Here is a 13241-nt window from a genome sequence, read left to right on the forward strand (position 1 = left end):
TTATGCAGGCATTGCTGGAACATTTTATTACCCAGTCCGTTATGTATTCGCTCATCGCCGTGGCGCTGGTGGCGTTTCTGGAATCGCTGGCGCTGGTCGGGCTGATCCTGCCCGGCACCGTGATGATGGCGGGGCTTGGGGCGCTTATCGGCAGCGGTGAGGTCAATTTCTGGCAGGCGTGGATGGCCGGGATTATCGGCTGTTTGCTGGGGGACTGGATCTCCTTCTGGCTGGGCTGGCGCTTTAAGAAGCCGCTGCACCGCTGGTCGTTCATGAAAAAGAACAAAGCGCTGCTGGATAAAACCGAGCATGCGCTGCATCAGCACAGCATGTTCACCATCCTCGTGGGGCGCTTCGTTGGCCCAACGCGTCCCCTGGTGCCGATGGTTGCCGGGATGCTGGACCTGCCCGTCGCGAAATTCGTGGTGCCGAACATCATTGGCTGCGTCTTCTGGCCGCCGTTCTACTTCCTGCCGGGTATTCTGGCAGGCGCGGCCATTGATATCCCTGACGGTATGCAAAGCGGTGAGTTCAAATGGCTGCTGCTGGGAACGGCGGTGCTGCTGTGGCTGGCGGTCTGGCTCTGCTGGCGGCTATGGCGCAGCGCGAAAGCCAGCGTCGATCGCCTGACGCGCTATCTCCCGCGCACGCGCCTGCTCTGGCTGGCCCCGCTGACGCTGGGCGTGGCGGTGGTGGCGCTGGTCGCGCTGATTCGTCACCCGCTGATGCCGGTGTACGGCGAGATCCTGTTGAAGGTAGTGAGCCGTTAAGGTGTTTTCCCTCTCCCCGTGGGAGAGGGCCAGGGTGAGGGCATCAGACCGCACGAATGCCCAACAATGAAGATGCCCCCGCGTTACCACTCAGAAGTTCTTCTGTTTCTCCATCCCACAAAATCCGCCCCTCCGCGATCACTACCGATCGCGGCGCGATGCGTGCGGCATCTTCAATGCTGTGCGAAACCATCAGCATCGTGATCTGCTGGCGCTGGCAAACCTCCTCAACCAGCGATAGCATCTCCTGTCGCAGGGCCGGATCAAGGGCCGAGAAGGGTTCGTCAAGCAGCAGCAGCGGCTGTTCGCGCACCAGACAACGCGCCAGCGCCACGCGCTGACGCTGGCCGCCGGAAAGCTCGCCGGGCAGTCTGGTAATCAACGCGGACAGGCCCATTTGTTCGGCAATCGCCGCCAGCTTCTGACGCTGCGCAGCGTTGAGCTTTAACCCCGGATCGATTCCCAGCGCGATGTTCTGCCACACCGTAAGGTGATTAAACAGATTGTTTTCCTGAAACAGCATCGACACCGGGCGCTTAGCCGGCGGAGCGTAGGTATACTCGCCATTATCAATGACTATCGACCCGCTGGCAGGCTGTAAAAAACCGGCAATCAAATTGAGCAGGGTACTTTTTCCGGCCCCGCTTGGGCCAAGCACCGCAATTCGCTCTCCCTGACGAACGGAGAGAGTAAAACGCATGGGCAGGTGCTCGTAAAGCCAGGTTACATCAGTCAGTTTTAACATCACGCCCCGGAAGTTTTTCGATAACGGTAAATAAGGCAAAGCACAGCAGCAGCAGGAGCAGCGCCGTGACGGCACCGTCCTGGCTGCGGTAGGAGCCAATTTGCTGATAAAGCCAGAACGGCAGCGTGCGAAAATCCTCGTTGCCAAAGAGGGCCACCACGCCAAAATCCCCAATCGACAGCACGCAGGCGAAGGCCATCGCCTGGGCGAGCGGCCGTTTCAGGGCGCGCAGCTCGACCACTTTCAGCCGCCGCCAGCCCATAATGCCAAGGGACTGGCACAGGGCGCTGTACCGGCTGTTAACATCCCGCATCGGGTTTTCCAGCACCTTCAGCGCATACGGGATGGCCATTAAGGCGTTGGTAAAAATGACGATGCCGTCGGCGCTTTCCGGCAGGCCGATGGTGCTGTTAAACAGTAAAAAGAAGCCGGTCGCCAGCACGATGCCCGGCATCGCCAGGATCAGCATACCCGTCAGCTCCAGCGCGTGTCCGGCTTTGCGGGCATGGCGCGCGTACAGCTCGCGGCTGCTCCAGAGCAGCATCATGGTCAGGATCACGCACAGGAGCCCGGCTGCCAGCGCGATGCGCAACGAGGTCCACGTGGCCTGCCACAGGACTGGCTGTTGCAGTACCGACACCACATTCCTGTTGAGGCCATCGGCGATCACGGCCAGCAGTGGCGGCAGCAGAAGCAGGAGCGCCAGCGCGATCAGCATCACGTCCGCGATGCGGCTGTGCAGGCTGTCCTGCGGATCGCGCCAGCCGGAAAGGGTATTGCTTCCTGCGGGGATCGCTTTGCTCAGCCGCTGGCTGAGTAACACCAGCGCCAGGCAGCACACCATCTGCACGATCGCCAGCAGCGCGGCGCGCCCCGGATCGTAGTCGTAGCTTAACGCCTGATAGATCGCCAGCTCAATGGTGGTGGCCTGCGGGCCGCCGCCGAGCGAAAGGACGGTGGCAAAGCTGGCGAAGCAGAGCATAAAGATCAGCGCGGCAACCGGGGCGATCTGGCGTCGCAGCCACGGCCATTCGACAAAACGGAAGAACGACCAGCCGCGCATGCCGAGCTGGGCGGCAATCTGGCGCTGCTCGCCGGGAATGTTCTCCAGCGCCTGTAAAAAGAGGCGCGTCGCCATCGGCATATTGAAAAAAATATGCGCCAGCAGAATGCCCTTCAGGCCGTAAGGGGAGAAGGTCCATTCCAGACCAAGCAGGTTGAAGAGAGATGCCAGCCAGCCCTGGCGACCGTATACGCTCAGAATCCCGAACACCGCCACCAGTACGGGCAGGATCAGCGTCATGGCGCACAGGCGCAGCAGGGCCAGCCTGCCGGGGAAACGTCTGCGATAGAGGGCACGCGCAAGGAAAATGGCCGGGATGACTGACAGCAGCGCGGAGAGAAATGCCTGCCAGAAGGAGAAACGGATGACGTGCCAGAGATAGCTATCGTGCCAGAGCGCGAGCAGATCGCTCTCTGGCGCGTTAAACCACAGCGCGAGAAACGCGCCCAGACTGACGACCACCATCAGTATGGCGGCAATCAGTCCGGGCACTAACCAGCCGGGGATCAGCGGCTGACGGCGCGTTGCCATTCACTTATCCATGCGGCGCGCTGAGCGGCAACCTGCTGCGGCGTAAATTCCAGCGCGGTCTGCGGTTTGTCCAGCTTCTCAAAGCCTGCCGGCAGCGCCGCGTCGGTGACCGGGTACATCCAGTTGCCCGTCGGAATGGCGTTCTGGAATGCCGGGGAGACCATAAATTTCAGGAATTTTTCGGCCAGTTCTGGCTGCTTGCTGGCAGCGGTCCGCGCCGCCACTTCCACCTGGAGATAATGCCCTTCGGCAAAGTTCGCGGCGGCATAGTTATCTTTCTTCTCGGCAATAATGTGGTAGGCCGGAGAGGTGGTGTAGCTCAGCACCAGATCGCTTTCGCCTTTCAGGAACAGGCCATAGGCTTCGCTCCAGCCTTTCGTGACCGTAACGGTTTTCGCAGCCAGCTTCTGCCACGCCTCCGGCGTTTTGTCGCCGTAGACTTTCTGCATCCACAGCAGCAGGCCCAGACCCGGCGTACTGGTGCGCGGATCTTCATAAATCACGCGCCATTTCTGGTCGCTTTCGACCAGCTCTTTCAGGCTCTTCGGCGGGTTCTTCAGCTTGTTTTTATCGTAGACGAACGCAAAGTAGCCGTAATCGAAGGGAACGAAGGTGTCGTTTTTCCAGCCGCCCGGCACGTTGACGGCATCTGCCGCTACGCCGCTTTTGGCAAACAGTCTGGTTTGCGTGGCGGCTTCCAGCAGGTTGTTATCCAGCCCGAGCACCACGTCGGCCTTGCTGTTTTTGCCTTCCATACGCAGACGGTTGAGCAGCGACACGCCATCTTCCAGCGCCACGAACTTCAGCTCGCAGTTGCAGTCGGCTTCAAAGGCTTTTTTCACCACCGGGCCGGGGCCCCAGTCGGCGGAGAAGGAGTCGTAGGTATAGACCGTCAAAACAGGCTTAGCAAAAACAGGTAGCGCAAACAGCGCCAGCAGAGGAAGAACGTTTTTTAACACTTTGCACCTCAGGGTTGAGTGGCAAAGGATTTTGAGAAACAGCCTCAAATCCCTTCGCCGGCGTTATCCGGATCAGGTTCGACGGGTATTATCTCAGCGCACATCAGTGATGCAGCACCCCGTTGAGAACGGCGCTATTGTAATGATTTGGTGAATATTACGAAAGCGTTATGGCTCCGGCGGCGCAAACCACGCGGATTTAAAATCAAACCAGCCCAGGGTGTTCATCCGCAGGCCGCGCATGCTGCGCTGCCCCTGGATCAGCAGCCAGTGGTGAATTAACGGTACGATCGCCTGCCCGGCCAGCAGCTCCTGGCACCAGGCGGCCAGATCCATCTCTCCTGCCCGCCACCTTGCGGCGTCCTGCTGCCAGTCCCGGCTGATGCAGTGCTGAATAAGAGGCACTTCATACAGGTGTGAAAAGAGCGAGAAATCCAGCGGCAGCGTGAAGTTCGCGCTGTTGAGCCAGATATCGCTGACCACATCCCCACGGTGCCATTCATCATAATCCACTTCCTGTATCGCCAGCGTCACCCCCTCGGCTGCCAGCAGCTTACTCATGATCCTCGCGATAAACCGGTGCTCAATGTGATCGCGATAGTAGCTGAGGGTGATGGTCTCCAGTCCGGCAGGTTTCTCGCTGCGGGCCGGCTGTGCATGGTGCCAGCGCGGAAGCAGGCCATAGGCCGGGAACCACCAGGTCTGGTATTGCTCTTCAGCGTGATAAATCAGGTTAGCGGGGGCCAGAATATGGCTGATCCACTTGCGGACGTCGTGATTCGCCCCGCGATGGCTGCGGCTGTCAAAAAGCAGATAGTAGCAGCCCTCTTCAAGGCGACTCTCGAACGCCTTTTCGCTGGTTGTTGGTCCTTCCAGGGTGAGGCCTGCGCTCAGCTCTTCGTTGAGGTCCGGTAACACCCAGACGTTCACTTCGTCGATCAGCGCCCGATAGCCAAAATAGTCATCAAAGGCGCGGATCTTCAGCTGATTGCTGTTATTGCGCGTAACGGAGTAGGGACCTGTACCAATCGGCTGGCTGGAAAAATTGTTCAGGGATCGCCACTCGGCAGGCAGGATCATTGAGGGCACGTAGCCCAGAAGCCACGGAAGCCAGTTGTCCGGCTGCGATAGCTCAATATCCAGCGTCCAGGCCGTTGGGGAGTGGATCCGCGTGATATGCGAATAGAGCGGCAGCGTGCGGGCGCGCTCTAAAGAAGCGATGACGTCACGCATCTCCAGCTCGCGTCCATGGTGGAAATGAATGCCCGGGCGTAAAAAGAAGCGCCAGTGCAGCGGGGAAAGTTGTTGCCAGTGGTGGGCGATATCCGCTTCCAGTTCCCCGTTTTCCTCATTTATTTTCGTCAGGCCGCTGAATATCTGCCGGGCCATGTGGGTTTCAGAGCGACGCAGCGCCGTACCAGGCAGCAGATTTTTCATTGGGCGGTAGTAAAGCACCCGCAGAATGTGGCGTCCCTGGCGAAAGCTGCGTCCCAGGTGCGAGACCAGCATCTGGCGCACGGCGGCTTTGTCGCCCACCAGCTGGACCAGCTGATCGATGCGGTCCTGCTCCAGCAAATCCTCCGCCCGCTGCTGCTGCAACGCCAGGCCGGTATAAAGGAACGTCAGGCGCGAGCGCTTGCCGCGTCCCGCCTCCGCTTCCCAGCTGAGCCAGCCGTGCTGCTGCATGGTGTTGAGGAGGGTGCGCATATGACGCCGGGAGCAGTTAAGCAGCTCGGCCAGTTCGTTCAGCGTAGTCTCCTGCGACTGCCCCTCGCAGCACTGCCACAGGCGGATGAATTGTTGTTGCAGACGACCGGAAGGCATAAAAGGGGAACTCCTGACAAAAAACCAGCAATTTATTTATCCCTATATTAGGCCAATAATTCTTCCCGATGAAGCGAGGAGGTAAATTATGAAGAGGTCTACCGCACGTCAGTTTTATCAGCACTATTTTTCAGCGACAAAGGGAGTGTCCTGGCTGGCCCGCCAGTGCGCAGAGCAGCGGCTGAGAATCCTGGAAGATCTGATGCAGTGGGACGTTACGAAACCGACCTCTTCTCGCTAACTCGCCTCGATCATGTGTGACTGAGTATTGGTGCTAATCACCCGCCAGCAAAATGTTTTTGCTGGCTTTTTTCGTTTACTATTTCACCCAAATTCGATTCGCTTTCACAAGGACTTGCGCATGCTCTGGTTGATGACGATGGGGCGACGCCTGAACGGCGTGTACGCCGCTTTTATGCTGGTGGCCTTCATGATGGGCGTGGCCGGTGCGCTACAGGCACCGACGCTGAGCCTGTTTCTCAGCCGTGAGGTGGGGGCGCAGCCGTTTTGGGTGGGGCTGTTCTATACCGTCAACGCCATTGCCGGGATCCTCGTCAGCCTGTGGCTGGCGAAACGATCCGACAGCCAGGGCGATCGCCGCAAACTGATCCTCTTTTGCTGCGCCATGGCCGTGGGCAACGCGCTGCTGTTTGCCTTCAACCGCCATTACCTGACTCTCATCACCTGCGGCGTGCTGCTGGCTTCTCTGGCAAACACCGCCATGCCGCAGCTGTTCGCTCTGGCCCGGGAGTACGCCGATAACTCGGCGCGGGAAGTGGTGATGTTCAGCTCGGTGATGCGTGCCCAGCTCTCTCTCGCGTGGGTCATCGGCCCTCCGCTGGCGTTCATGCTGGCGCTGAACTACGGTTTCACCGCCATGTTCTCCATCGCCGCGGGGATTTTTGCCATCAGCCTGGCGCTGATTGCCTTTGCGCTGCCGTCGGTGGCGCGCGTGGAGCAGGCGTCGGACAAGCCCATCACGCAGGTAAGCGGCTGGCAGGATAAAAACGTCCGCATGTTGTTTATCGCCTCCACGCTGATGTGGACCTGTAACACCATGTACATCATCGACATGCCGCTGTGGATCAGCAGCGATCTGGGGCTGCCGGACAAGCTTGCGGGGATCTTAATGGGTACCGCTGCCGGACTGGAAATTCCGGCAATGATTCTGGCGGGATATTACGTCAAGCGCTTCGGAAAACGCAAAATGATGGTAATGGCGGTTGCCGCCGGGGTGATGTTCTATATCGGGCTGATCTTCTTCCACTCGCACAACGCGCTGCTGGCGCTGCAACTGTTTAATGCCGTGTTTATCGGGATTGTCGCCGGGATAGGCATGCTCTGGTTCCAGGATCTCATGCCTGGACGCGCTGGCTCGGCGACCACGCTGTTTACCAACAGTATCTCAACGGGCGTAATTCTGGCAGGGGTGATTCAGGGGGCGCTGGCGCAAAGCTATGGCCATGCATCCGTGTATTGGGTGATTGCGGCGATTTCGATTGTCACGCTGGTGTTGACGTGCCGGGTTAAAGACGTTTGATTTTGGAAGGCGGCTTCACGAAATGAAACGATTTTCTGACAGATACAAAGAAGGCGCATAGAGTGCGTGACGGGTGCTTGAGGCTGTTTGCCTCAGGCTTTCGCAAGAGGCAAACAGTGGAGAGTCCCACATCAAAAAACTGATGGGGAGACCAACTTCACAACGATCATTGCGAGGTTAGTCTCTTCATTGCCGAAAAGCAATAAGGAGGCTGGAATGCCAAAACGTACTCTGCTGTTAGGTTTGTTTCTGATTTGTTCGACGCTGTTGATCTTCACCTGGATGGTGCGCGACTCGCTGTGCGAACTGCATTTCAGACAGGAGAAAACAGAGCTGGCGGCAGTGTTGGCTTACGAAGCAAAACGTTAGCGGTATGGGCGGGGAGAGGTTTCCCCGCCACTCAAAAGTGGTTACGCCTCAACGCACCCTTATCAATGGCCCGCGCCCTGCGGGCCATTGCTTCTACCCCATAAACGCAGGCTGTTTTTTCTCGTAGGCGGAGATAGCCTCTTCGTGTTGCAGCGTCAGGCCAATGCTGTCCAGACCGTTCAGCATGCAGTGGCGACGGAACGCGTCAATGCTGAAGCTGTAGGTTTTATCCCCGGCTTTCACCACTTCCGCTTCCAGATCCACCTCAAACGAAATCCCCGGATTCGCCTGCACCAGCGCAAACAGCTCATCGACCTGCTCGTCGCTCAGCGTCACCGGCAGCAGCTGGTTGTTGAAGCTGTTGCCGTAGAAGATATCCGCAAAGCTCGGGGCGATAACCACCTTAAAGCCGTAGTCGGTCAGCGCCCAGGGCGCGTGTTCACGCGACGATCCGCAGCCAAAGTTTTCCCGCGCCAGCAGAATCGACGCGCCTTTGTATTCCGGAAAGTTCAGGACGAACTCCGGGTTGGGCACTTCGCCTTTGTCATCGAGGAAACGCCAGTCGTTGAACAGGTGCGCGCCAAAGCCCGTGCGCGTCACTTTCTGCAAAAACTGCTTAGGAATGATCGCATCCGTATCAACGTTCGCGGCGTCCAGCGGGACAACACGGCCCGTATGTTGGGTAAATTTCTCTGCCATGATTGTCTCCTTATTTCAGGCTGCGAATATCGGCGAAATGACCAGTAACTGCCGCGGCGGCGGCCATTGCCGGACTGACCAGGTGGGTGCGTCCACCCCGGCCCTGACGGCCTTCAAAGTTACGGTTGCTGGTGGATGCGCAACGCTCGCCCGGATTCAGGCGGTCGTTGTTCATCGCCAGACACATGGAGCAGCCCGGCAGGCGCCACTCGAAGCCCGCGTCGATAAAGATCTTATCCAGACCTTCCGCTTCCGCCTGGGCTTTCACCGGACCGGAACCCGGCACAACCAGCGCCTGCACGCCGGGCGCCACTTTGCGGCCTTTAGCAATCTCTGCCGCCGCGCGTAAATCTTCGATACGGGAGTTGGTGCAGGAGCCGATGAACACCTTATCAATGCTCACGTCAGTCAGCGGTACGCCGGGTTTCAGCCCCATATAGGCCAGCGCTTTTTCCGCACTGGCGCGTTCGACCGGATCGGCGAAGGAAGCCGGGTCAGGGATGCTGTCGTTGACGGAGATGACCTGGCCCGGGTTGGTGCCCCAGGTGACCTGGGGGGCGATCTCTTCCGCCTGCAACGTCACCACGGTATCAAAAACTGCCCCCTCATCCGTTTGCAGGGTTTTCCAGTACGCGACCGCGTCGTCAAAATCCTGTGCTTTCGGGGCATGCAGACGGCCTTTCACATAGTTGAAGGTGGTTTCGTCTGGTGCAACCAGCCCTGCCTTGGCGCCCATCTCAATGGCCATATTGCACAAGGTCATACGACCTTCCATGCTCAGCGCCTGGATAGCGTCACCGCAAAATTCAACCACGTGACCGGTGCCGCCTGCGCTGCCGGTTTTGCCGATAATCGCCAGCACGATATCTTTCGCGGTGATACCCGGTGCGGCTTTGCCCTTCACCTCAATCTTCATGGTTTTGGCGCGTCCCTGTTTCAGGGTCTGTGTCGCCAGAACGTGTTCAACTTCAGAGGTGCCAATCCCGAACGCCAGCGCGCCAAACGCGCCGTGCGTCGCGGTATGGGAGTCGCCGCAGACGATGGTCATGCCCGGCAGCGTAATACCCTGCTCAGGTCCCATCACGTGGACGATCCCCTGATACGGGTGGTTCAGATCGTACAGCTCCACGCCAAATTCGTTGCAGTTCTTGATCAGCTCCTGCATCTGGATGCGCGCCATCTCGCCGGAAGCATTAATGTCTTTGGTCTGGGTGGAGACGTTGTGATCCATCGTGGCGAAGGTTTTACCCGGCTGACGCACCGGGCGCTTGTGCGCACGCAGTCCGTCGAAGGCCTGAGGGGAGGTCACTTCGTGCACCAGATGGCGGTCAATGTACAGCAGCGGGGTTTCGTCTGGCGCCTCGTGGACAACGTGCGCATCAAACAACTTCTCATATAACGTTTTAGCCATGATTACACCCCTTCAGCGACATAGCGGGCAATGATGTCGCCCATTTCATCGGTACTGACTGCCGCCGTGCCGCGTGCTAAATCACCGGTACGGACGCCTTCTTCTAACGCGCGGTTAATGGCGTTTTCAATTGCGGTTGCTGCATCGCCTGCATCCAGGCTGTAGCGCAGCAGCAGGGCCAGCGAAAGAATTTGCGCAATCGGGTTCGCAATGTTTTTGCCGGCGATATCCGGCGCGGAACCGCCCGCCGGCTCGTACAGGCCAAAGCCTTCTTCGTTCAGGCTGGCAGAGGGCAGCATGCCCATCGAGCCGGTAATCATTGCGCATTCGTCCGAGAGAATATCGCCGAACAGGTTGGAACACAGCAGGACGTCAAACTGTGACGGGTCCTTAATCAGCTGCATCGTCGCGTTGTCGATGTACATGTGCGACAGCTCAACGTCCGGGTACTGCTTAGCCACTTCGCTGACGATTTCGCGCCACAAAATAGACGACTGGAGTACGTTCGCTTTATCAATGGAGGTCACCTTGCGGCGGCGTTTGCGCGCCGACTCAAAGGCGATATGGGCGATACGTTCAATTTCAAAACGGTGATAGACCTCGGTGTCAAACGCTTTTTCATGCTGACCGCTGCCTTCGCGGCCTTTTGGCTGACCGAAGTAGATGCCGCCGGTCAGCTCACGCACGCACAGGATGTCGAAACCGTTGGCCGCGATATCCGCGCGCAGCGGGCAAAACTCTTCCAGCCCCGGGTACAGCTTCGCCGGACGCAGGTTGCTGAACAGCTTGAAATGTTTACGCAGCGGCAGCAGCGCGCCGCGCTCAGGCTGCCCGGCCGGCGGCAGGTGTTCCCACTTCGGGCCGCCTACGGAGCCAAACAGCACGGCATCGGCATTTTCACAGCCTTCCACCGTTGCATTTGGCAGCGGCGTACCGTGGTTATCAATCGCAATACCGCCCACATCGTAGTGGCTGGTGGTAATTTTCATCGCAAAACGCGAGCGAACGGCTTCCAGTACTTTCAGCGCCTGTGCCATCACTTCCGGGCCAATACCGTCACCCGGCAACACGGCAATATGGTAATTCTTCGACATCACACGGTTTCCTTGTTGTTCTCTTTATTCTGAGCTTTGCGTTGCAACTCTTTTTCGACTTCAGCGGCGCGCCAGATGTTGTTCAGGACATGCACCATCGCTTTTGCGGAGGATTCGACAATATCTGTCGCCAGACCCACACCGTGGAAGCGGCGACCGTTGTAGTTGACGACGATATCAACCTGACCCAGGGCGTCTTTGCCGTGCCCTTTCGCCGTCAGGTCGTATTTCACCAGCTCTACGTCGTACTCGGTAACGCGGTTAATCGCCTGGTAAATGGCATCCACAGGGCCGTTACCGTTGGCGGCTTCCGCTTTAATTTTCTCGCCGCAGGCCAGCTTGACGGAGGCGGTAGCGATATCGCTTGAGCCTGACTGCACGTTGAAGTAGTCCAGACGGAAATGCTCTGGCTCTTCCTGCTGTTTGTTGATGAATGCCAGCGCTTCCAGGTCGTAATCGAATACCTGGCCTTTCTTGTCGGCCAGCTTCAGGAAGGCGTCGTACAGCTGATCCATGTTGTAATCGCTGTCCTGATAGCCCATCTCTTCCATACGGTGTTTCACCGCCGCGCGGCCAGAGCGTGAGGTCAGGTTCAGCTGGACCTGGTTCAGACCGATGGATTCCGGGGTCATGATTTCGTAGTTTTCACGGTTCTTCAGCACGCCGTCCTGGTGAATACCGGAGGAGTGGGCGAACGCGCCGGTTCCAACAATCGCCTTGTTGGCCGGGATCGGCATGTTGCAAATCTGGCTCACGGTCTGGCTGGTGCGCCAGATTTCGTTGTGATTAATGCGGGTATGCACGTTCATAATGTCTTTGCGCACCTTGATCGCCATGATCACTTCTTCCAGCGAGCAGTTGCCGGCACGTTCCCCAATGCCGTTCATTGCGCCTTCAACCTGACGCGCACCGGCGTGGACGGCGGCGATGGCATTACCCACCGCCAGGCCCAAATCATCGTGGGTGTGCACGGAGATGATGGCTTTATCAATATTTGGCACGCGGTCGTACAGGCCGGTAATAATGTTGGCGAACTCAAACGGCATGGTGTAGCCGACGGTGTCCGGGATGTTGATGGTTCTGGCACCGGCATTGATGGCGGCTTCCACCACGCGGGCCAGATCGTCAATCGGCGTGCGGCCAGCATCTTCACAGGAAAATTCAACGTCATCAGTGTAGTTGCGCGCGCGTTTGACCATGTAAACCGCGCGTTCGATCACGTCATCCAGCGTACTGCGCAACTTGGTCGCAATGTGCATAGGTGAGGTGGCAATGAACGTATGGATACGGAAGGCTTCTGCAACTTTCAGGGATTCCGCGGCCACATCGATATCTTTCTCAACGCAGCGCGCCAGACCGCACACGCGGCTGTTTTTGATGGTGCGGGCGATGGTCTGCACTGACTCAAAATCACCCGGCGACGAGACAGGAAAACCGACCTCCATTACGTCTACACCCATGCGTTCCAGGGCCAGCGCAATTTGCAGTTTCTCTTTAACACTCAGGCTCGCCTGTAACGCCTGTTCACCGTCACGTAAAGTAGTATCGAAAATAACGACTTGCTGGCTCATGGGTTAGGTCCTTGTCAGTCTTAGGGCGCCTTGCTACGAGCATAAAAAAACCCGCGCAGTGGCGCGGGTTTTTAGTTTTACTGAAGACGATTCAACGCTGAATTTCGCCCGCCAGTCTACCGCGCACAGTGGATGCGTTTAGTAGTAGTAGACCGGTGAAACGAAGGGTGCGAATCATGAATCGTGCTCCAGGTGAATGCGTTATGCTTTTAGTGGTACTGGATACGCTGACGCATGTCAACCCCTCACAGGCAAAACGGCTATTCAGTACAGGGTAAGTACGTTAGCTAATTGTGCTGGTTTTGGCATGGCTAACCGACTTTATTGTCTATTATTGGACTGAAGATTCATCTCTGGAATAATTTGAATATAATTGGTAGCAATTGAACACAGTATTTTTACCGACATGCTGTGAAAAGAAATCTGTTTCATCTTCTTGATTTATAAGTGACGTGAATGAGTTGCGGGTGAGTAAATGATCAATGTTGATATCAGTTTGTTAATGAAAACGCGGCGTATGCCATTAATAGTTTAATAATACTTAAGTCGTTATTCACGAGGGCGGTGATTGTGTATTTGTCTGGTTTATGGTTTCATGCCTGCATTAAAGTTTAAGATATCATTTGAACGTTTTTAGCGCTTCGTTTTTGGGCGGCGTAATGCCA

Annotated in this window: 13 protein-coding genes and 1 riboswitch; of the genes, 4 read left to right on the forward strand and 9 right to left on the reverse strand. The window is 57.4% G+C overall.

Annotated elements, in window-relative coordinates; all coding sequences use genetic code 11:
* The first annotated feature begins 2 nt into the window (after positions 1 to 2).
* On the forward strand, positions 3 to 770 hold the full coding sequence (locus E0L16_RS07830; RefSeq protein ID WP_017383796.1) for a DedA family protein: 768 nt from the start codon (positions 3 to 5) through the stop codon (positions 768 to 770).
* Positions 771 to 813: 43 nt separating this feature from the next.
* Here the strand turns inward: E0L16_RS07830 and thiQ are convergent, their stop codons facing one another.
* The 4 genes from thiQ to sgrR all read right to left on the reverse strand — a co-directional run bounded on the left by thiQ (position 814) and on the right by sgrR (position 5892).
* The gene (gene thiQ, locus E0L16_RS07835; RefSeq protein WP_112791994.1) at positions 814 to 1515 is read right to left on the reverse strand and encodes a thiamine ABC transporter ATP-binding protein ThiQ; all 702 of its coding nucleotides are present in this window, start codon (positions 1513 to 1515) and stop codon (positions 814 to 816) included.
* The gene (gene thiP / locus E0L16_RS07840) at positions 1499 to 3109 is read right to left on the reverse strand and encodes a thiamine/thiamine pyrophosphate ABC transporter permease ThiP (RefSeq protein ID WP_107534684.1); all 1611 of its coding nucleotides are present in this window, start codon (positions 3107 to 3109) and stop codon (positions 1499 to 1501) included. The genes thiQ and thiP overlap by 17 nt, the downstream gene beginning before the upstream one ends.
* Positions 3085 to 4068 (reverse strand): thiamine ABC transporter substrate binding subunit, encoded by a 984-nt coding sequence (gene thiB, locus E0L16_RS07845; protein WP_131636665.1) that lies wholly within the window; start codon positions 4066 to 4068, stop codon positions 3085 to 3087. Before thiB ends, thiP begins: the two co-directional genes overlap by 25 nt.
* Positions 4069 to 4099: 31 nt before the next feature.
* Positions 4100 to 4200: riboswitch (TPP riboswitch) on the reverse strand.
* 36 nt (positions 4201 to 4236) lie between these two features.
* On the reverse strand, positions 4237 to 5892 hold the full coding sequence (gene sgrR, locus E0L16_RS07850; RefSeq protein ID WP_112791992.1) for an HTH-type transcriptional regulator SgrR: 1656 nt from the start codon (positions 5890 to 5892) through the stop codon (positions 4237 to 4239).
* A gap of 88 nt (positions 5893 to 5980) precedes the next feature.
* Here sgrR and sgrT point away from each other — a divergent pair, with 88 nt between their 5' ends.
* From sgrT to E0L16_RS07865, 3 genes are all read left to right on the forward strand, one after another.
* Positions 5981 to 6133: a glucose uptake inhibitor SgrT gene (gene sgrT, locus E0L16_RS07855; RefSeq protein WP_003856388.1), complete on the forward strand. Its 153-nt coding sequence runs from the start codon at positions 5981 to 5983 to the stop codon at positions 6131 to 6133.
* Between the two features lie 120 nt (positions 6134 to 6253).
* Positions 6254 to 7432, forward strand: a complete 1179-nt coding sequence (locus E0L16_RS07860; RefSeq protein WP_131636666.1) for a sugar efflux transporter — start codon at positions 6254 to 6256, stop codon at positions 7430 to 7432.
* A 216-nt stretch (positions 7433 to 7648) separates the two neighbouring features.
* A complete protein-coding gene (locus E0L16_RS07865; RefSeq protein WP_063867447.1) occupies positions 7649 to 7801 on the forward strand; it encodes a Hok/Gef family protein in 153 nt (50 codons plus the stop codon).
* Positions 7802 to 7894: 93 nt separating this feature from the next.
* Here the strand turns inward: E0L16_RS07865 and leuD are convergent, their stop codons facing one another.
* The 5 genes from leuD to leuL all read right to left on the reverse strand — a co-directional run bounded on the left by leuD (position 7895) and on the right by leuL (position 12754).
* Positions 7895 to 8500, reverse strand: coding sequence for a 3-isopropylmalate dehydratase small subunit (gene leuD / locus E0L16_RS07870; protein ID WP_045141617.1), 606 nt, complete (start codon positions 8498 to 8500; stop codon positions 7895 to 7897).
* Between the two features lie 10 nt (positions 8501 to 8510).
* Entirely contained in the window at positions 8511 to 9911 is a 1401-nt protein-coding gene (gene leuC, locus E0L16_RS07875; protein WP_131636667.1) for a 3-isopropylmalate dehydratase large subunit, read from the reverse strand.
* Between the two features lie 2 nt (positions 9912 to 9913).
* Positions 9914 to 11005, reverse strand: a complete 1092-nt coding sequence (gene leuB / locus E0L16_RS07880) for a 3-isopropylmalate dehydrogenase (RefSeq protein ID WP_063450669.1) — start codon at positions 11003 to 11005, stop codon at positions 9914 to 9916.
* A complete protein-coding gene (leuA, locus tag E0L16_RS07885; RefSeq protein ID WP_131636668.1) occupies positions 11005 to 12576 on the reverse strand; it encodes a 2-isopropylmalate synthase in 1572 nt (523 codons plus the stop codon). Before leuA ends, leuB begins: the two co-directional genes overlap by 1 nt.
* A 91-nt stretch (positions 12577 to 12667) precedes the next feature.
* Positions 12668 to 12754: a leu operon leader peptide gene (gene leuL / locus E0L16_RS22325; RefSeq protein ID WP_057979999.1), complete on the reverse strand. Its 87-nt coding sequence runs from the start codon at positions 12752 to 12754 to the stop codon at positions 12668 to 12670.
* Positions 12755 to 13241 lie beyond the last annotated feature (487 nt).

The organism is Enterobacter quasihormaechei (genome assembly GCF_004331385.1).
In the GTDB taxonomy this organism is placed as follows: Bacteria; Pseudomonadota; Gammaproteobacteria; order Enterobacterales; family Enterobacteriaceae; genus Enterobacter; species Enterobacter quasihormaechei.